19 protein-coding genes are annotated in these 16192 nt (G+C 59.1%); 11 read left to right on the forward strand and 8 right to left on the reverse strand.

The annotated features are described in order from the left end of the window. Positions 1-6 precede the first annotated feature (6 nt). From D3879_RS15260 to D3879_RS15270, 3 genes are all read left to right on the forward strand, one after another. On the forward strand, positions 7-1041 hold the full coding sequence (locus D3879_RS15260) for a DUF2955 domain-containing protein (protein WP_119955158.1): 1035 nt from the start codon (positions 7-9) through the stop codon (positions 1039-1041). An 11-nt stretch (positions 1042-1052) separates the two neighbouring features. Further along, positions 1053-1502: a potassium channel family protein gene (locus tag D3879_RS15265; protein WP_119955159.1), complete on the forward strand. Its 450-nt coding sequence runs from the start codon at positions 1053-1055 to the stop codon at positions 1500-1502. Between the two features lie 862 nt (positions 1503-2364). Continuing rightward, entirely contained in the window at positions 2365-2787 is a 423-nt protein-coding gene (locus D3879_RS15270; RefSeq protein WP_119955273.1) for a hypothetical protein, read from the forward strand. 299 nt (positions 2788-3086) lie between these two features. On the opposite strand, the gene D3879_RS15275 is transcribed toward D3879_RS15270, so the two are convergent. Further along, positions 3087-3449 carry a histone-like nucleoid-structuring protein, MvaT/MvaU family gene (locus D3879_RS15275; RefSeq protein ID WP_119955160.1) on the reverse strand — a complete coding sequence of 121 codons (363 nt, stop codon included), beginning with the start codon at positions 3447-3449 and terminating at the stop codon, positions 3087-3089. A gap of 956 nt (positions 3450-4405) precedes the next feature. On the opposite strand from D3879_RS15275, the gene D3879_RS15280 reads away from it, so the two are divergent. Continuing rightward, the gene (locus D3879_RS15280) at positions 4406-4804 is read left to right on the forward strand and encodes a carboxymuconolactone decarboxylase family protein (protein WP_119955161.1); all 399 of its coding nucleotides are present in this window, start codon (positions 4406-4408) and stop codon (positions 4802-4804) included. 43 nt (positions 4805-4847) lie between these two features. Next, positions 4848-5138 (forward strand): hypothetical protein, encoded by a 291-nt coding sequence (locus D3879_RS15285; protein WP_238474262.1) that lies wholly within the window; start codon positions 4848-4850, stop codon positions 5136-5138. Between the two features lie 111 nt (positions 5139-5249). Here D3879_RS15285 and D3879_RS15290 read toward each other — a convergent pair whose 3' ends face one another. The 3 genes from D3879_RS15290 to D3879_RS15305 all read right to left on the reverse strand — a co-directional run bounded on the left by D3879_RS15290 (position 5250) and on the right by D3879_RS15305 (position 8081). Further along, positions 5250-5738 (reverse strand): SixA phosphatase family protein, encoded by a 489-nt coding sequence (locus D3879_RS15290; protein ID WP_119955163.1) that lies wholly within the window; start codon positions 5736-5738, stop codon positions 5250-5252. A 526-nt stretch (positions 5739-6264) separates the two neighbouring features. Continuing rightward, positions 6265-6453 (reverse strand): hypothetical protein, encoded by a 189-nt coding sequence (locus D3879_RS27100; protein ID WP_119955164.1) that lies wholly within the window; start codon positions 6451-6453, stop codon positions 6265-6267. An 878-nt stretch (positions 6454-7331) separates the two neighbouring features. Further along, positions 7332-8081 carry a TIGR01458 family HAD-type hydrolase gene (locus tag D3879_RS15305; protein WP_119955166.1) on the reverse strand — a complete coding sequence of 250 codons (750 nt, stop codon included), beginning with the start codon at positions 8079-8081 and terminating at the stop codon, positions 7332-7334. Positions 8082-8352: 271 nt separating this feature from the next. Between D3879_RS15305 and D3879_RS27880 the strand changes: the two genes are divergently transcribed. Together D3879_RS27880 and D3879_RS15315 are read left to right on the forward strand one after the other, a co-directional pair. After that, positions 8353-8466 carry an SdiA-regulated domain-containing protein gene (locus tag D3879_RS27880; RefSeq protein ID WP_119955167.1) on the forward strand — a complete coding sequence of 38 codons (114 nt, stop codon included), beginning with the start codon at positions 8353-8355 and terminating at the stop codon, positions 8464-8466. 39 nt (positions 8467-8505) lie between these two features. Further along, positions 8506-9696: an MFS transporter gene (locus tag D3879_RS15315; RefSeq protein ID WP_119955168.1), complete on the forward strand. Its 1191-nt coding sequence runs from the start codon at positions 8506-8508 to the stop codon at positions 9694-9696. Between the two features lie 75 nt (positions 9697-9771). Here the strand turns inward: D3879_RS15315 and D3879_RS15320 are convergent, their stop codons facing one another. The 4 genes from D3879_RS15320 to D3879_RS15340 form a co-directional block, all read right to left on the reverse strand. Then, positions 9772-9993, reverse strand: a complete 222-nt coding sequence (locus D3879_RS15320; RefSeq protein WP_119955169.1) for a hypothetical protein — start codon at positions 9991-9993, stop codon at positions 9772-9774. 264 nt (positions 9994-10257) lie between these two features. Then, entirely contained in the window at positions 10258-10590 is a 333-nt protein-coding gene (locus tag D3879_RS27885; RefSeq protein WP_420800929.1) for a hypothetical protein, read from the reverse strand. A gap of 33 nt (positions 10591-10623) precedes the next feature. Continuing rightward, positions 10624-11370, reverse strand: a complete 747-nt coding sequence (locus D3879_RS15335) for an aspartate/glutamate racemase family protein (protein WP_119955170.1) — start codon at positions 11368-11370, stop codon at positions 10624-10626. Between the two features lie 11 nt (positions 11371-11381). Continuing rightward, entirely contained in the window at positions 11382-12071 is a 690-nt protein-coding gene (locus tag D3879_RS15340; RefSeq protein ID WP_119955171.1) for a GntR family transcriptional regulator, read from the reverse strand. Between the two features lie 144 nt (positions 12072-12215). On the opposite strand from D3879_RS15340, the gene D3879_RS15345 reads away from it, so the two are divergent. From D3879_RS15345 to D3879_RS15360, 4 genes are all read left to right on the forward strand, one after another. After that, positions 12216-13304, forward strand: coding sequence for an ABC transporter ATP-binding protein (locus D3879_RS15345; RefSeq protein WP_119955172.1), 1089 nt, complete (start codon positions 12216-12218; stop codon positions 13302-13304). A 1-nt stretch (position 13305) separates the two neighbouring features. Further along, positions 13306-14223: an ABC transporter permease gene (locus D3879_RS15350; RefSeq protein ID WP_119955173.1), complete on the forward strand. Its 918-nt coding sequence runs from the start codon at positions 13306-13308 to the stop codon at positions 14221-14223. Further along, a complete protein-coding gene (locus D3879_RS15355) occupies positions 14220-15014 on the forward strand; it encodes an ABC transporter permease (protein ID WP_119955174.1) in 795 nt (264 codons plus the stop codon). Before D3879_RS15350 ends, D3879_RS15355 begins: the two co-directional genes overlap by 4 nt. A gap of 71 nt (positions 15015-15085) precedes the next feature. After that, complete coding sequence (locus D3879_RS15360; protein WP_119955175.1) at positions 15086-16138, forward strand: extracellular solute-binding protein; 1053 nt, start codon at positions 15086-15088, stop codon at positions 16136-16138. Positions 16139-16192: the final 54 nt, after the last annotated feature.

A 16192-nucleotide genomic window follows, 5' to 3' on the forward strand; every position in this document is an offset into this window, starting at 1 on the left:
GCGCCAATGCCCATTGAACGCGAGCCCCGCAGCCAGCGTGCGCTGCGCCTGGCCAGCGGCACCGCGCTGTGCCTGGCCGCCAGCTTCGGCCTGGACCTGCCGATTCCCTTCCTGTCGCCGTTGCTGGCGCTGTTTATGCTGGCCTCGCTGAATCGGCCGTTGCCCCTGAAGGCCGGGCTGGGCCTGACGCTCATGGTGCTGCTGACCACCGGCAGCGGCCTGCTGCTGATCCCGCTGCTGCGCTACTACCCCTTCAGCGGTGTGCTGCTGATCGGCCTGTGCCTCTTCCTGGCCTTTCGTTATGGTTTGCGCGGTGGCAACAATCTGACCGCGACATTCCTGGTGGTCGGCCTGACCATGATTTCCGCGGCCGGCACCGCCGACTTCGGCCTGGCGGTCATGGTCATCGACGCCCTGGTCAAGGGCCTGCTCCTCGCCGTGTTGGTGTTGGCCCTCAGCCACTGGCTATTTCCCGAGCCGGCCAATGCTCCGGCCCTGCCGGTCGCCCCAGCCCTGCTGGCCGAAGAAGCCGGCTGGGTGGCGCTGCGCGCCGCCCTGGTGGTGCTGCCGGCCTTCCTAGTGGCGCTGATCGATCCGGCCAGCTACATGCCAATCATCATGAAGTCGGTCAGCCTCGGCCAACAGAGCTGCACCACCACGGCTCGCGATGCCGGCCGCGAGCTGCTCGGTTCGACCCTGCTCGGCGGCCTGCTGGCGATCCTGTTCTGGGGCGCCCTCAGCATCCTGCCGCACCTGTGGATGTTCTTCCTGTGGATGCTGCTGTTCGGCCTGCTGCTGGCGCGCAAGCTCTATGCTCTGAGCCCTACCCGGCTGACGCCTGGCTTCTGGCTCAATACCCTGGTTACCCTGATCATCCTGCTCGGCCAGTCGGTGCAGGACAGCGCCGCCGGCAAGGATGTCTACACCGCCTTCGCCGTGCGCATGGGGCTGTTCATCGCCGTTACCCTCTATGCCTGCCTGATGGTCCGCCTGCTCGACCAACGCCGCCAACGCCGCCGCGTGCGGCAACATGCCTGCTGAAGAGGTCACCCATGCTGCTCAACCTGCTGACCGGCCTCCCCGTGATGTTGCTCTGCCTGCTGCTGCAGGCCATTTTCGTAGCCATGTGCCTGCGCCACTACGTGCGTTTCAGGCATGCCCAGCAAAGCCGCGAATCGCAATTGCTGGATATCCTGTTGCTGTCGATGGTGATGCTGCTGATGTTGCTCGGCAATTTCGTGCAAATGGCCATCTGGGCCGCGCTGTTCATGCTGCTCGGCGAATTCGGCGATTTTGCCACCGCGCTTTATCACTCGGGGGTCAACTTCGCCACCCTGGGCTATGGCGATATCGTCATGTCCGCACGCTGGCGCCTGCTCGGCCCGCTGGAGGCCGCCAATGGCATCCTGATGTTCGGCGTCTCCACCTCGGTGATGACCGCTGCGGTGATGGATGTCATCAAGCACAACATGGCCAGGCTACAACAGAGCGAACGGCCATAGGCCTGGTAAGGGAAAGCCGAGTGTATGCAGTCCCAGGGAGGTGTGGTGCGCCCTTGAACTGTTTCCTTCCTCGGCGACACAGCACCTGCGCAGCAGGTGCAGGATGGAGCGAAGCAGATCTATTTGTAATGTGGGCCGAATGCATCGATACCCATCCGTTTCCAATCCCCAATCAATTAGCCCCGATATTCCCGTCTGGAAATGTTTCCGGGGGAGGCTTTGCGACTAGCGTGGCTGGATGTGATTGGGTCCGGAGCACTCAGGGTTACGCCGCAGGCGGCTGCGATCCAGACGCTAGGCGCAAGCTGAGTCCAGCTTGCGCAGTGCCGCCTCGAAACGCAGTAGGCGCCCGGCGTTGCCCAGCCCCCCTCTCCAAAATTCGAAGTAGTCACGCCAGAGTAGAATCCCAGTACCTAGTGGCCTGTACGGCTAGTTGGTTAACTCAAGTTCGGATGCCTGGAGTCCTGAGACCAGGCGCCGTGACGAGTCATAGCTGGGCTATGGCGAGGAGCGGCAACGCAGTATCGGGGCTTCAGGCGCCGAAATTGACTAATGGAACTAGCCACACAGGCCACTAGTACTCGTTGGGATGTGTTCAGCCATAAGGCTCATCGTCAGAGAGTCCTACGGCATTCCGCTGCTTATGGATCTTCTTCAGCAGCACTGCTAGCAGGTCTTGAATGGCTGCTTTCGGCCAATTGCGGTCGGTCGATGGTTCTACGAAACTGGCGCTGCCAGATAAGTTCGGGCAATGGCTTGCCATCTTTGCCGTGCCTCGCAATTACAACCAGAAACGATGAAAGCGGAGATCCAAGTGCCCCGAAACGACCAAAAGCTCATCAACGATGAAGTATGGGTTCAGATATGCAAAGCCAACGAACTTGACCCAGAGAGGCGCCTCGTTGCCCGGTTGGCGATTCTGAGCGATAAAAACGCACAGGACTGCACAGTTTACAGGCCGAACGAACATGATCCTGACGCGGAAGAAGAGGACCTTGGCGATGCCAAAATCCTGTTCACTGGTGCATTCCAGGCGCCAGAAGAATGGGATGAGGAGGAGCGCGTCGATTTTTTTGGCGATGCCGACCCAGCGTCGTTCATGACCGCCTTCATCGAATGCGAAGCCAAACCCGCGTCGGCCAGATTCTTCGCGCCTGAAGTTGGGGACTATGTTGCGACCATGCCGGGACTGGGAGCGGTGGTGATGTTTTATGTGCACGACTACAGCGAGGATCAGAATGGCAGAAAATGCATCCTTATCCGGGACGATGAGCCGATTGCCTGAGCCCACTCGGCCCGTTGCAGCAAATACGCTTGCGGTATAAGGCCGACAGCTGTCTCGTGGGAGTGTCTGCTTTCGGCCCGGCGTGTGTAAAAACGCTCGAGAGATCAACTTGGGAGAAGCCCGACCTCCTGTAAGGCGCGACAAGCGATTCTCTCCATCTGGGTATGGGGTCAAGTACCCCCTAAAACATCCAAAATTTGCGTTTTTACCGCGAATGTCTAGAAAATTCAGCCCGAATCAAAACCGCAAGTGCATCGCCAACACTTAACAAAGCCTCGACTTTTGCCTGACGAAAACGATCAGGCTTGAAGCCAAGACTCAACAGTGGAAGCGCCGTACTGCTCTTTCCAAGCCTTGAGTACTTTGTGGTTACCACCCTTGGTTTCTACCACTTCACCAGTTTGCGGATTTTTATAAATCTTGAGTACTCGCGGACGGCGACCGCTTGCTGTTGCCTTTACAGGTTTAGCGCGAGCACCTGCGGGTTGAAGGATGGCAATGACTCCGCTCAGGTTCTTGCCGTAAGACTGCATCAAGTTTTTGAGCTTTTCTTCGAACTCGATTTCTTTCTTCAGCCCGGAGTCATTTTTCAACGCTTCCAGTTGGGCTAGTTGTTCTTGTAGCGCCTTCTCGGCGGCACGAAATTCAGCGAGTTTTGACACGGCAAACCTCCTTATGGCTAAAAATTAAAGATCGGTAGTGTCGATTAATTATAGCAAATTAGACTGAGGGTGATCATAACGTTGACCGCCCCCTTCTGGTTTTAAAGCACCTCTTAACGTCAATTTCAGAGTGGCAAACGACGGTATGAAGGAGAGCTTCGTGAAGACGATAAACCGAGATTACATCATGACATGCCCAACCCCATCCAATCTTCGCCGCTGGTGCGCGAAAGGCATGGATCGGCGAGGAGCGGACGACTGTGAGGCATTCCTTGCTGTGATAATTGGATGTGCCGAGCGCGGCTTGAGGGAGATGTCCCACCCTTGCAGATGCGTGTCCAAACGAAATTTAAGCCTCAGAACACCGACATCCGGGCGACGTGCCCAGTTACGCCGGGTACTCCCTGAAATTCATGTTGAAGCTCGTTGCTGCCCAGATTGCAATGCTGCTTCATCGATGAACAGACCCGAGCACGCAGAGGCTTTGCGCTAGGTGGCGTTATATTCCTTTTTTCAGTGGCGTCATGGCAATGTTTGAATCGGGGTTTATGGCAGTCGCCGGCGGCTTACTCGGAGAAATACTATTAATTCCTGCTCTTTTCTTTCATCACGCAGCATTTGCCACGACAAAACGTATTCTTAGCCAGCTATTTGCAGGCTGGCAATGCCCTCTAACAATGCGTATATGAGGGAACTAATGGGGCTGGAGTGATTAATCCAAATTAAATCACTACGCCCCCTCTACCGTCTCTGAGCCAACCCGCCAAGATTGATAACTCCAGGTACTTAGTGGCACGTCGTTGCGCCCAAAAAATCTGAAACTATCCTGTTGTTTCTACGACACTTCTAAATTCTTTGCCGGTGTTGTCCCGATGGCGGCTCTTGCATGACCGTTAGCGAACTAGACTAGTTGTATCTCTGAAGCAGATGTCTCCAGAGAGGCAAGGAGGTGTTAAATGGCCATTCAGGCAACCTATCGGGAAATTGAACAGACCCTAGGTCTGGTACCGGAGTGGATTAGGCAGATGCCGGAAGGCGGAGCGAGCGGGTTCTGGACCGTGGCCCGGGACTTCTGGCTGGCGGAGACCAAGATTCCTAATAAGTACAAGGAATTGATAGGTCTGGCAGTGTCCGGCGCGACCCGTTGTAAGTATTGCGCCCTGTTCCATACCGAAGCCGCGCGCTTATTTGGCGCGAGCGACGAGGAAATTGCCGAAGCCAGCTTGATGGGGGCGCTGACCATGATGGGCAGTACCTTTATTAACGCCCAGCAGATCGATTACGAGAAGTTCCGGCAGGAAACGCTGGATATCGTCCGGTATGTCAAAGAGCACCCGCAGTCCAAGGCCGCTTAGGCCGTTGCGGGAGCAGGCCCTTCGCCAGCTGACGAAGGATAAATTGCTTGCAATCACCAGCGATGGTCCGAGAACCACCGCTCGGTGGCAAGCTGCTGTGCTGCGCGCCATCAGGGAACTGATGCAATACAACGAAACCACCCGGGAAGAAAACCAAGACCTGCGCATTCCCTTCGCCAAAGCACTCCATGACATATACGCGGAGCAAAAGTCCGACGCAGAGTTAACGGAGATGGTGTTGCTTATGCTGGAAGTGGAAACCGCCCTCTTTCTCGGTGAAAGATCCCAAGCGGGAACGGCATCTGGGGATCCGGAATTCAAGGGAGCGGAGTGATTAATCTGAACTAAATCGGTACGCCCCTTATCTTCCGTCCAGGTGCTGGAAGCTGCGCTTTCGCACGGAGGAAGACTCGCCCGGACCAGGCACTGACGCGATGCGCCGCCCCTACGATTTCTTTGGATAGTCGAGCGCTACTTTTGCGGGCTTGATCTTCCCGATTTCTGACCACGACTTCGCATCGAACCTGAACTCGGCGACGGCGCACGTCGGCATCTGGGTGATCTCGCCTGAGAGGCGCTGCGCGAGTTCGGCCAACTCGGGGTTGTGGCCAAAGATCATCACAAGCTTCAGCTGGTCGCCAAGCTCGCGGATGACCTCGAGCAGGTCATCCGCCTCGACGGCATACAGCCGATCGTCCACGACGATGTCCTTGCGCCTGTAATCGAGCTTCCTGGCGATGATCTCCGCCGTCTCGAGCGCGCGTACAGCCGGGCTCGACAGGATCAAATCGGGCTTCACATCGCGCTTGGCCAATCGCTCTCCGATCTTCGGCGCGTCACTTCTGCCTCGATCGTTCAATGGGCGGTCTTTATCGGGCTGCGCAGCGTCATCCCAACTCGACTTGGCATGGCGAATGAGAAATAACCTTTTCATGCCGCCTCCAGTATCCGCGGAAAATCCGACCAAAGGGGTCGTAGTGATTAATCTAAATTAAATCACCTCACGGCCTTATCGGGACGCGCCCTCTAGTGTGTTGACCCAGAAATATTGACTCGATGGCATGGACTCGTAGGGCCGCGCCAGACAAGAACGAGTGGATCGTGCCAGTGGTTGCCGAGAGCATGGATGGCAAGGTGGTCGGCGACGACGGAAGCAAATACCCCTCACTTGCCTTGCGCGGTGTCGTGTATCCCTTCGGTTATGCCGTAGCCGTTTCGTGGCCCAGGTGATTGTTTCTAGCTTGTTGGTCGCTGATGGATGAAAGTAGTCAACCAGCGCATCGACCGGAAACTTCCAGCCTGTTTTTTGACGCGGCAGAGTTCAGCAAATCGGTGATCCCATCAGTTCTACGAAATGGCGCACCAGCTCGAACGACATCACCACAACGACCCTTCCACGACCCGATCGATCAATATCTACTGCAGTAGCAGATGTGTCGGGATGAGCTGTCTGATCAATCCTACTGAGGAGTGATCCTGCAGCTCTTACGGTTACGGATCTCATCTTCCGAAGGTCGCTCTTTCACGAACTCAAACCTCGGCTCCCCCTCGCTGTACGTCACCAGCCATCCCCACTCCAATTCAGACTCATCCTGGCCAGGTTTCGGTGGCGCAGCCCACCATGGTTCTTTGCTCACGATCTGGCGCATATGCGTTCGCTCCCGATGCAGGTTGCCTAATGTTTAAATGAAGCAGCGCTCGCATAAGGTGCAACTCAAATCGCTCCTCATCGTGTTGAGCACCGTACGCAGCTATAGGCGGGCGGACATGCTGAGGAGACAGGGATGAGTAATACCTACGAGCAATATCGAAGATTTTTGGGATGGCTCGCCCACGAGCATATCCGGGCGACACCTGATGTCCGCCGAACGGCAAACTTGGTCGAAGCTCATTTTCGCGAAGTACACGCAACGACATCCGCGGCTCGAAGCCGCTCCGGACTCGTGAGCCGATTGTTACAGCAGGAGTTCGCTGGCATCTCGGACGAACTACCCGCCATTACGGAGCAGGCGGAGCAGAACGCTGTCCCTTGCCCTACGCAAAAGCCTTGAGGTTCCTGCGTTTACGTCGCCCGAGAAAGAAGCCTTACTGACCGGACTGAGGAAACTAATAGGCATTTCCGAAGCAAATCTCGTTTGGAAATACCTCAACAAAGGTACCCACGTTGAATACGACAGAGACGATTTCGAGATCGCAACAGTTGAGCTAGCCCTTCGAACATTGAAAGAACTGAGTGAAATGAAGCTAAACGAGGATAGATATGAGAAGCGAGGTAGCCTAGATGGCCCTGGCGGACAACGCTTTCTTGTCCACCGAATTCACGAACGGACTACCTATATTGGGTCGAATGCTGCCGGTCGCGACAGCTCCGACTTGACCCGAAGCGGGCGTTTAAAAAGCGGGTGGACAAAAAGAGCGTTGTCCACCGTGCAGTGCCCACTGCTCCGTGAAGGGTGGAAAATCCGCGCAGCGGTGTTCCACCGTTGTACTTCCCGGCTACCTCGCTGAGAGGCGCGCAATGCTCGTTTCAGCAGTAACGCGCCACCGCGTCGGCCAGGTCGGCGGCGAGCCAGGCCGATGGCGCGTTCAGCTCGTCGCCTGCGCGGTATTTGCCCGTCTGCACCAGGCAGGCACGCAGGCCGGCAGCCAGGGCACCCTGGATATCCGCCACGACGTCATCACCGATCATCAGCGAGTCTTCGGCACTTACCCCGAGGTCGTCCAGGGCGCTGGCAAAGAACGCTGCGGACGGTTTGCCAAGCACCAGCGCGGGCTTGCCGGCTGCATATTCCAGGGCGCGGACGAAGGGGCCGGCGTCCAGATGCAGGGCGCCTTGGCTGCGGAAGTAACGGTTGTCGCCCATGCAGATCAGCGGCGCGCCGTCGATCAGCAACTGGAAGGCGCGGTCGAGGTGTGCGTAGTCAAAACGCATCTCCGCATCGCCGAGCACCACGGCGTTGGGTTCCGGCTGATCGAGCAGCCCGGCGAACTCCTCTTCGAGCCCCGGATGGATCAGGCAATACGGCCGCAGCCCGTGTGCCTGCACGTGGCGGAGCACGGCTTGCGGCGCACTGAATATCTGCGCGGGCTGCACGGTGAAGCCCATGGCGGTCAATTGCCAGTGGATGGCCGCCGAGCCCTGCCGCGATGTGTTGGTGACCAAGCGCAACGGGTACCCCTTGGCCTGCAGCGTGCGCACCGCTTGCAGCGCCCCAGGCAAGGGATGGTCGTCCTCGTAAAGCACCCCACTGATATCGAGCAGCACTGCCTGAAACATGGCCGGACCCTCCGCGCCTGAAACCAGACTCTAACAACATTAGGTTTTGCACCGGCACATGCAAAGCGGCGTGCAGGCCAGCGAAACCATTGCCGCAAAACCTTTTCCCAGCCTCACTTCGTAGTGAGCACGAAGCCTTCCGGCGCGGGGGCACGAAAGGTGATAAGGGCTCAGCGTTGCAGTGAGGCAAGTCGAGCAAACAACGGTTCTTCACGGCTCATCAGGCAAGGTCTCTGCTGCTTCAGCCATGCTATGAATAAGGGGTAGCGTTATGTCTTTGTCCTTCACAAGGTTGCAATGGTGCTGGAGCGCAGCCCTAGACAATGATCGCAATCTCCATGTAGTCAGCGAGCCGAATCTCTTTTACGCCTACCGCAAGGAATAATCGCAAAGCACTCGGCTTAACCACACCAAGGTAAAGGATATGGAAGTGCTTGCAGCCACCTCGAGCCGAGCTATCCCGCGTACGGTCTGGGCGTTGGGATTCGTCAGCTTGTTCATGGATTTATCGTCAGAGTTGGTACATAGCCTGCTGCCCCTGTTTCTGGTGGGTACGCTGGGCGTCAGCGTGCTGACCATTGGACTGATCGAGGGGGTGGCGGAGGCTACAGCGCTGATCGTTAAAGTCTTTTCTGGGGCGATCAGCGACTTCATCGGTCGTCGAAAAGGGTTATTGCTGCTCGGCTATGGCCTGGCGGCGCTTACTAAGCCGTTGTTTCCCCTGGCTGCCTCGGCGGAGATGGTCTTTACCGCCCGAATCCTGGACAGGATAGGCAAGGGAATTCGCGGCGCTCCGCGTGACGCGCTAGTCGCTGATGTGGCCCCACCGGCTATCCGCGGAGCCTGTTTCGGGCTGCGTCAGTCAATGGATACCGTGGGTGCCTTTTTGGGGCCGATCCTGGCAATCCTGCTGATGGTTTGGTTTGCCGAGGATATTTCGCTGGTGTTGTGGTTTGCAGTGATTCCGGCACTGCTGGCGGTCGGACTAGTCTTTTTCGGGATTAGTGAGCCGAAGCACGAAGCCACGCCACACCACTTCCGCTCGCCCGTCCACCTGAAATCCTTGAGCCAATTCTCAAAGGCCTACTGGTGGGTCGTCGGGATAGGCGCAGCCTTCACCCTGGCACGCTTCAGTGAGGCGTTTCTGGTGTTACGTGCGCAACAGTTAGGATTCTCCGCCACCTGGGTACCCCTGATCATGGTAGTGATGGCCGGGTTCTACATGCTGTCGGCCTACCCAGTGGGGAAATGGTCAGATCGCATCAGCCGCACAGCCTTACTGAGTGTCGGTTTGCTGCTGCTGATCCTGGCCGACCTGGTGCTGGCCTACGCCGAATCAGTCGCCATGGTTCTGCTCGGCGTCGCCCTGTGGGGACTGCACATGGGTTTCAGCCAAGGCATTCTGGCGACTCTGGTAGCGGACACGACACCTGCCGACCTCAAGGGCACCGCCTTTGGCATATTCAATCTGGTGAGCGGAATTGCGTTGCTGCTGGCCAGTGTAATCGCCGGCTGGCTCTGGCAGGTTTACGGCGCCGCGGTGGCTTTCTATGCCGGCGCAGGGTTTTCTGCAGCGTCGCTGCTGCTGCTTTTGATTAGACGGCGATTACACTGAATCCTTGACCTTCATGGCCTGGCCCCACTCCTGACTGTTCTGTGCCGGATTATCGCGACGGTCGCGGAAGCGGTTTCAGCTGTCCTGAGCGGACTCGGCCGAGCTGGTTTTTGCCTGCTCCGATTCGGACGGTGCGGTCTGTTTGGCGATGGCCTGCTCGTGAGCAGCGTTTTGGGCGTGTTGTTGCAATGCGACGTTACGCGCAACAAACGTGGAGGACTCTTCAGCAAGACTGGGTTGTGCGAAAAGCAGGGAAAATGCAGAGAAAGTGGCAGCAACAAGCGGACTACGCTTCATATCTTGATCCTCAAACAGGACTCTTCTGGAACTCGAGGCCATCTTAGTGAGGAGCAATGAACGGAAAAACAGTTGTTTCAGAGAATGACTTTTACCATTTACACAACAATTGACTGATTTGGAATTGAACCAACGCCGGAACGCCCCTGATCGCATTGTTACTAAACCAACACCTTGGTGGGTGACCACGACGGACTCAGCCTGGGATGATGGTATCCAGCGTCTACGACGGGAAAGCACTTGGTACCCGCCGCGGATTGCGGCTCAGCCTCTAAGCCGCTGTGCGTCGATCGCCGCCGAGACCAGCCGGGCTTCATCTCCAGGAAGCGTTGCCTGGTAATGGCTGCGCAGGCCTCTCGTCGCGGCGAAGCTCATGCAGGCACGTTCTATCGCCGGGATATCTTCGGTGTCATGCCGATCGCGCGGCTTGGCCAGGATCAATTTGCGCTTATGTGCAAAATCTCTCTGCGCACTCTCAGACAGCTTGAGCAGGATGAAGGCAATCCCACCCTGCAAACGCTTAACGGGGTATTCAATCGTTTCGGTATGGCGGTAGTTATCGTGCCTCTGCGCCGCTAACGACAGTCGCAAGCTCAAGTCGCCGACTTAGCCCCCTCCTCCGGCAATCCTCTACAGACTCGCCGCGCCCAGCGCAAAGGACTTGAGAAAGCCCGCGTAAGGCTTGGCCAACGGATAATCGAGATCACCCAGCTTGCTGGTGCTGAGGTTCAGCTCCGCCAGCAGTTCGACGATTTTCAGCGCGGCACTGACGCCATCGATCACCGGGACGCCGAGTTCCTGCTGCAATGCCTCGGCCAGGTGGCTCATGCCGGCGCAGCCGAGCACGATGGCGCCGGATTCGTCTTCCGCCAGCGCCTTCGCGCAGGCCTCGCGCATGGTTCGTTGCAGCGCCTGCGGGTTATCGTCCAGCGCCAACACAGGCACCTCGACGGCATGGATGCCGCGGCAGTGCTGGTTGAAGCCATAACGCTCGACCAGATGGCGGGCGATGACCTTGGTACGGCCGAGGGTCGTGACGATGCTGAAGCCGGTAGCGACCCAGGTGGCCACGTGCATGGCCGCCTCGGCGATGCCGATCACCGGCTGGCGGGCGATCTCCCGTGCCGCCAGCAGGCCCGGATCGCCGAAGCAGGCGATCACGTGACCCTGCGCCCCCACCAACTCGCCCTGACGAATCGCCTGTAACAGCCCGGGTACGCTCAGTGCCTCGTCGTAGTGCCCCTCAATGGAGGCCGGTCCAGCCACGTTGGTGACGGCGACGACTTCGGTACCCGCTCGCGCCACCCGCCGCGCCCCGGCGGCGATAGTCGCGGTCATGACGGCGCTGGTGTTCGGGTTGATCAGTTGGATCTTCATCGCCTGTACCTTTAAGCCTCGATCAGGTGCTTGAGCGGGTGGTAGGCGGACTTGAGCGTCGCGGCGACGTCCAGGATGGCCTGCTGGATGCCGTTCAGGTGCATGCAGGTCAGCTCGATGGCCGCGTTCTGGTTGCCCGCCTCGATGAACTCGACCAGCCGCAGGTGCTCGTTCTCGCGGCAGGCGTCATGGCTCTCGTTATCCAGGGCGACGGCGTACAGCGAGGCGCGCGAGATCAGCTTGCGGAACCAGTCCAGCAACACCGGATTGTTCAGCGCCTCGGCCAACTTGATATGGAATTCACCAAGCAATCGGATGAATTGCGCGTGGTCGCCGCTCTTGGCCGCCTGTTCTTCCAATGCGAGGTGATCGCGCAGGTCTTGCAGCACCGCGCTGTCCTGCCGCCGGCAGAGCTCGGTGACTATGCCGATCTCGACCAGCCGGCGGGTCTCGAACAGCGAGCGGATCTCCGCGTCGCTGGGCAAGGATACCCAGGCCCCCTTATTCGGCGCAGTCGAGACCAGGCCATCGGCCTCTAGCTGCTTCAAGGCGGCGCGCACCGAGGTGCGGCTGACCTGGAACAGGTCGGCCAGCGAGGCCTCCCCCAGTTTCATCCCGGGGCGCAGGCTGCGTTTGCTGATGGCCTCGTAGACCCCTTGGTAGACGCGCGCCACCGTGGTTTCAGGATTCTTCTCTGCCATGCATGACTCCCTACTAAGTGAGCAACCCATTGAGTGCGAGCCCGGAAAGCGACCCGCGCAAAAGAAGTTGCACGGCCAGCATAAACCGAGTATTTCTAGATTGCATTCAAATTTTGCATACAAAAACAAGAGGAGTGCACCATTTTGGAACACAGAGCATCCATCGAGGTGCAGCGCGTCTCCAAGCGCTACACCGACGATCCCGAGGTGGCACCGGCGCTGAATGACGTCTCGGTGAACATCGCCCACAACGAGTTCTTCACCCTCCTCGGCCCCTCCGGCTGCGGCAAGACCACCTTGCTGCGCGCCATCGCCGGTTTCGAACACGTCAGCTCGGGCGACATCCTGATCGGCGGCCAGCGGGTCAACGACCTGCCGCCGTTCAAGCGCCGGGTCAACACTGTGTTCCAGAGCTATGCGCTGTTTCCGCATATGAGCGTGGCGGAGAATATCGCTTTCGGCCTGGAGATGCAGGGCTGCGAAAAATCGGTCATCCCCGGCCGGGTCAAGGAGATGCTCGCCCTGGTACAGATGGAGCACCTGGCACGGCGCAAACCGTCCGAGCTGTCCGGCGGCCAGCAGCAGCGTGTAGCCCTGGCCCGCGCCCTGGCGCCGAAGCCCGATGTGCTGCTGCTGGATGAGCCGTTGTCGGCGCTGGATCTCAAGCTGCGCAAGGAGATGCAGGTCGAGCTCAAACGCGTGCAGCAGGAGGCCGGGATCACCTTCATCTTCGTCACCCACGACCAGGAGGAGGCGCTGACCCTCTCCGACCGCATCGCCGTGATGTCCGCCGGCAAGATCCTGCAAATCGGCAGCCCGAACGATATCTACGAGCGCCCGCAGCACCCCTTCGTCGCCCACTTCATCGGCGACATCAACTTACTCCCCGGCAGCCTCAAGCGCGGCGAGCAGAATGAGAGCCTGTTCCAGCCGACTGGCATGCCAGTGCAGATCCCCTGCAATCCATCCGCCCGACTCGACCCGGCGAAGGTACAACTGGCCTTCCGTCCGGAGCGCTCCAAGCTGGTCGACCCCTCGCAGCCGCACCATCTGCGCGGGGTGATCGAGGCGGTGCTCTACGTCGGCACCGCGACCCTCTACCAGTGCCGCCTGAGCAACGACGTGAAAGTCATGCTGCGTGAAGGCAACGAAGGCCTGAACGGCGCCCGCGCTGTTGGCGAGACGGTGGCCGTGCATCTGCCGCCGCATGCCTGCCTGCTGATGGAGGCCTGAGATGAGCGTTAGCAGCACTTCACCCGCCGTGAGCCGCCTGCTACTGCTGAGCCCGGTCGTGCTCACGCTACTGGCACTGATCGCCATTCCGCTGGGGATCATGGGCTATATCAGCCTGCTGCCGCGCAACCTCTATGGTGGCGTCGACTGGCAGGCCGATTGGCAACTGCAAAGCTATGTGCAGCTGTTCTTTCAGGAGGATTTCGACGGCAATCTCGAGCTCAACTGGGTCTATGCCCAGGCGCTGCTGCGCTCGGTCGGTCAGGCCGGCGGCACCACGTTGCTGTGTTTCCTGTTCGGCTTCCCTGTGGCGCTGTGGATGACCAGCCTGGCGCCGCGCCAGCGCAACCTGATGGTGCTGCTGATCACCATCCCGTTCTGGACCAACCTGCTGATCCGCAATTATGCCTGGCTGATCATCCTCCGTGAACACGGCTGGATCGCCCAGAGCCTCAACGCGCTGCTGCCCCAGGCGGGGGGCATCACCCTGCTGTACAACGACTTCGCCGTCTGTGTCGGCCTGGTCTACAGCTTCCTGCCATTCATGATCCTGCCGATCTACTCGACCCTGGAGAAGCTCGACTGGCGTCTGGTTGAGGCCGCCTATGACCTTGGCGCCAACCGCTGGAAGGCGCTGCGCCGGGTGATCCTGCCGCTGACGATGCCTGGCGTGATCGCTGGCGCGCTGCTGGTCTTCGTACCGAGCCTGGGGGCCTTCATCACCCCGGCGATCCTCGGTGGCGGCAAGACGCTGATGATCGGCAACCTGATCCAGCAGCAGTTCGGCACCGCGCGCAACTGGCCGCTGGGCAGTTCACTGTCGTTCCTGCTGCTCGGCATCATGCTGCTCGCCCTGGTGTTCTATGCCCTCTACAGCCGCAAAGCGGCCAAAACCGTCCGCCGGGGAGCCGTCGCATGATCGCCCAGCACCTGAAAAAATTGCCGCTGACCCGCGAAACCAGCCTGCTGATCCTGGCCTATCTATACCTGCCGATCTTCGTGCTGATCGCCTACAGCTTTAACGCCAACCGTTCGGCGACGGTCTGGACCGAGTTCTCCTTCGCCTGGTACGGACGCATCCTCGCCAACCCGTCGATCCAGACCGCAGCGCTCAACTCGGTGATAGTCGCCGGGCTAGCCACTGTCTGTGCCACCGCCATCGCCCTGCTGGCGGCGCTGGCGACCTACAAGCCGTTCTACGGGCAGAAGATGGTGGAAGGCGGGATCAACCTGCCACTGATCCTGCCGGAGATAGTCACCGCCGTGGCCACCCTGCTGCTGTTCATGGCGCTGGGGATCAAGCTCGGCCTGCTGACCGTGATAGTCGCGCATGTCGGCTTCTGCATCCCCTTCGCCTACCTGCCAATCCGCGCGCGGCTGAACGATCTGGACAAGAGCCTGCTGGAGGCGGCCAACGATCTCTACGCCAATCCCTGGCAGAGCTTTCGCCGTATAACCCTGCCGCTGCTCTGGCCGGCAGTGCTGTCCGGCGCGGTGCTGGCGTTCGTGGTCAGCCTCGACGATTTCATCATGACCTTCTTCGTCGCCGGCCCCGGCTCCACCACGCTGCCGGTGTACATCTTCTCCGCCATCAAGGCCGGGGTGACCCCTGAGATCAACGCGATCTCGACCCTGATGCTGGTGATCTCCATCGTGCTGGTCGTGCTGTCCTACTGGCTGGGGCAGCGCGGTAAGCCGGAAAACCCATGAGCACTTGTATCCGTAGTTCTTCTGTCCGCAATTCTTCTATTCGTAATGTTCCCTGCACGGAGAGTAAGACGATGATGTTGAAAGCACTGCGTTACGGGGCGGCCGGTTTCGCCCTGAGCTGTTTCACCAGCCTTTCCGCCCAGGCGGACGAGCCCAAGCAACTGTTCTTCTACAACTGGACCGATTATTACCCGGTCGAGCTCCTGACCAAGTTCGAAAAGGAGACCGGCATCAAGGTCACCATGGACGGCTACGACAGCAACGAGACCCTGCTGGCCAAGTTGCAGGCTGGCGGCGCCGCCTACGACGTGATAGTGCCGTCGCACTCGATCATGCGCACGTTGATCGAGCAGGATCTGCTGCTGGAAATCGACGCCCCGGAACTGGCCAACTTCCAGTACGTGAAACCGACTTTCCGCGATCCCTCTTTCGATCCGGGCCGCAAGTTTTCCGCGCCTTACCTGTGGGGCACCACCGGCTTCTCCTACGACAGCGCACGGGTGCCGGGCGGCAAGCTGGACGATTCCTGGAAGGAGTTCTTCGAACCGCGCCCAGAGCTGAGCGGCCAGCTCGCTGCACTGGATACCTCGAGCAGCGTGATCAACGCGGCCAGCCACTACCTGGGCGTCGACGAGTGCAGTGAAAACCCGCAAGACGCCAAGCGCATCCTCGAGCTGTTAGAGAAGCAGAAGCCACACCTGAAGATGTACAGCTCGGACAATACCGTCGACCGCATGGCCTCCGGTGAAGTGATCATGATGCAGAACTGGAACGGCTCCACCGCCCGCGCCACCCTGCAGAAGAGCACCATCAAATACGTCTACCCGCGTGAAGGCGTAGCCATGTTCCAGGACAACTTCGCCGTGCCCAAAAGCGCGCCGCATCCAGGCAACGCCAAGGTATTCATCGACTGGATGATGAAGCCTGAAAACGCCGCCGCCGTGTCCAACTCCATTGCCTATGCCAACGGTATCGAGAGCGACAAGCTGCTCGAAGCCAAGTGGAAGGTGATGGACGCCATCAACATGCCGGACGAATACGCCGCACGTCTGCGCCCGGAAAAAGAATGCAGCAACAAGGCCCGCGAGCTGCAAGACCGCATCTGGTCCAAGCTCAAGGGTTGAGCTCGGCTAAGCAAAGTAGGGTGGGCTTCAGCCCACCTTCAAACTCGTCGGTGG

Origin of the sequence: Pseudomonas cavernicola, from assembly GCF_003596405.1 — a bacterium.
Taxonomy (GTDB): Bacteria; Pseudomonadota; Gammaproteobacteria; order Pseudomonadales; family Pseudomonadaceae; genus Aquipseudomonas; species Aquipseudomonas cavernicola.

Coding starts and splice junctions, on each gene's coding strand:
- D3879_RS27100 (WP_119955164.1), bottom strand. CDS start 6,453: ATGCGCCAGATCGTGAGCAAAGAACCATGGTGGGCTGCGCCACCGAAA.
- D3879_RS15315 (WP_119955168.1), top strand. CDS start 8,506: ATGGAAGTGCTTGCAGCCACCTCGAGCCGAGCTATCCCGCGTACGGTC.
- D3879_RS27880 (WP_119955167.1), top strand. CDS start 8,353: ATGTCTTTGTCCTTCACAAGGTTGCAATGGTGCTGGAGCGCAGCCCTA.
- D3879_RS15260 (WP_119955158.1), top strand. CDS start 7: ATGCCCATTGAACGCGAGCCCCGCAGCCAGCGTGCGCTGCGCCTGGCC.
- D3879_RS15350 (WP_119955173.1), top strand. CDS start 13,306: ATGAGCGTTAGCAGCACTTCACCCGCCGTGAGCCGCCTGCTACTGCTG.
- D3879_RS15340 (WP_119955171.1), bottom strand. CDS start 12,071: ATGGCAGAGAAGAATCCTGAAACCACGGTGGCGCGCGTCTACCAAGGG.
- D3879_RS15280 (WP_119955161.1), top strand. CDS start 4,406: ATGGCCATTCAGGCAACCTATCGGGAAATTGAACAGACCCTAGGTCTG.
- D3879_RS15265 (WP_119955159.1), top strand. CDS start 1,053: ATGCTGCTCAACCTGCTGACCGGCCTCCCCGTGATGTTGCTCTGCCTG.
- D3879_RS15335 (WP_119955170.1), bottom strand. CDS start 11,370: ATGAAGATCCAACTGATCAACCCGAACACCAGCGCCGTCATGACCGCG.
- D3879_RS15290 (WP_119955163.1), bottom strand. CDS start 5,738: ATGAAAAGGTTATTTCTCATTCGCCATGCCAAGTCGAGTTGGGATGAC.
- D3879_RS15360 (WP_119955175.1), top strand. CDS start 15,086: ATGATGTTGAAAGCACTGCGTTACGGGGCGGCCGGTTTCGCCCTGAGC.
- D3879_RS15355 (WP_119955174.1), top strand. CDS start 14,220: ATGATCGCCCAGCACCTGAAAAAATTGCCGCTGACCCGCGAAACCAGC.
- D3879_RS15320 (WP_119955169.1), bottom strand. CDS start 9,993: ATGAAGCGTAGTCCGCTTGTTGCTGCCACTTTCTCTGCATTTTCCCTG.
- D3879_RS15305 (WP_119955166.1), bottom strand. CDS start 8,081: ATGTTTCAGGCAGTGCTGCTCGATATCAGTGGGGTGCTTTACGAGGAC.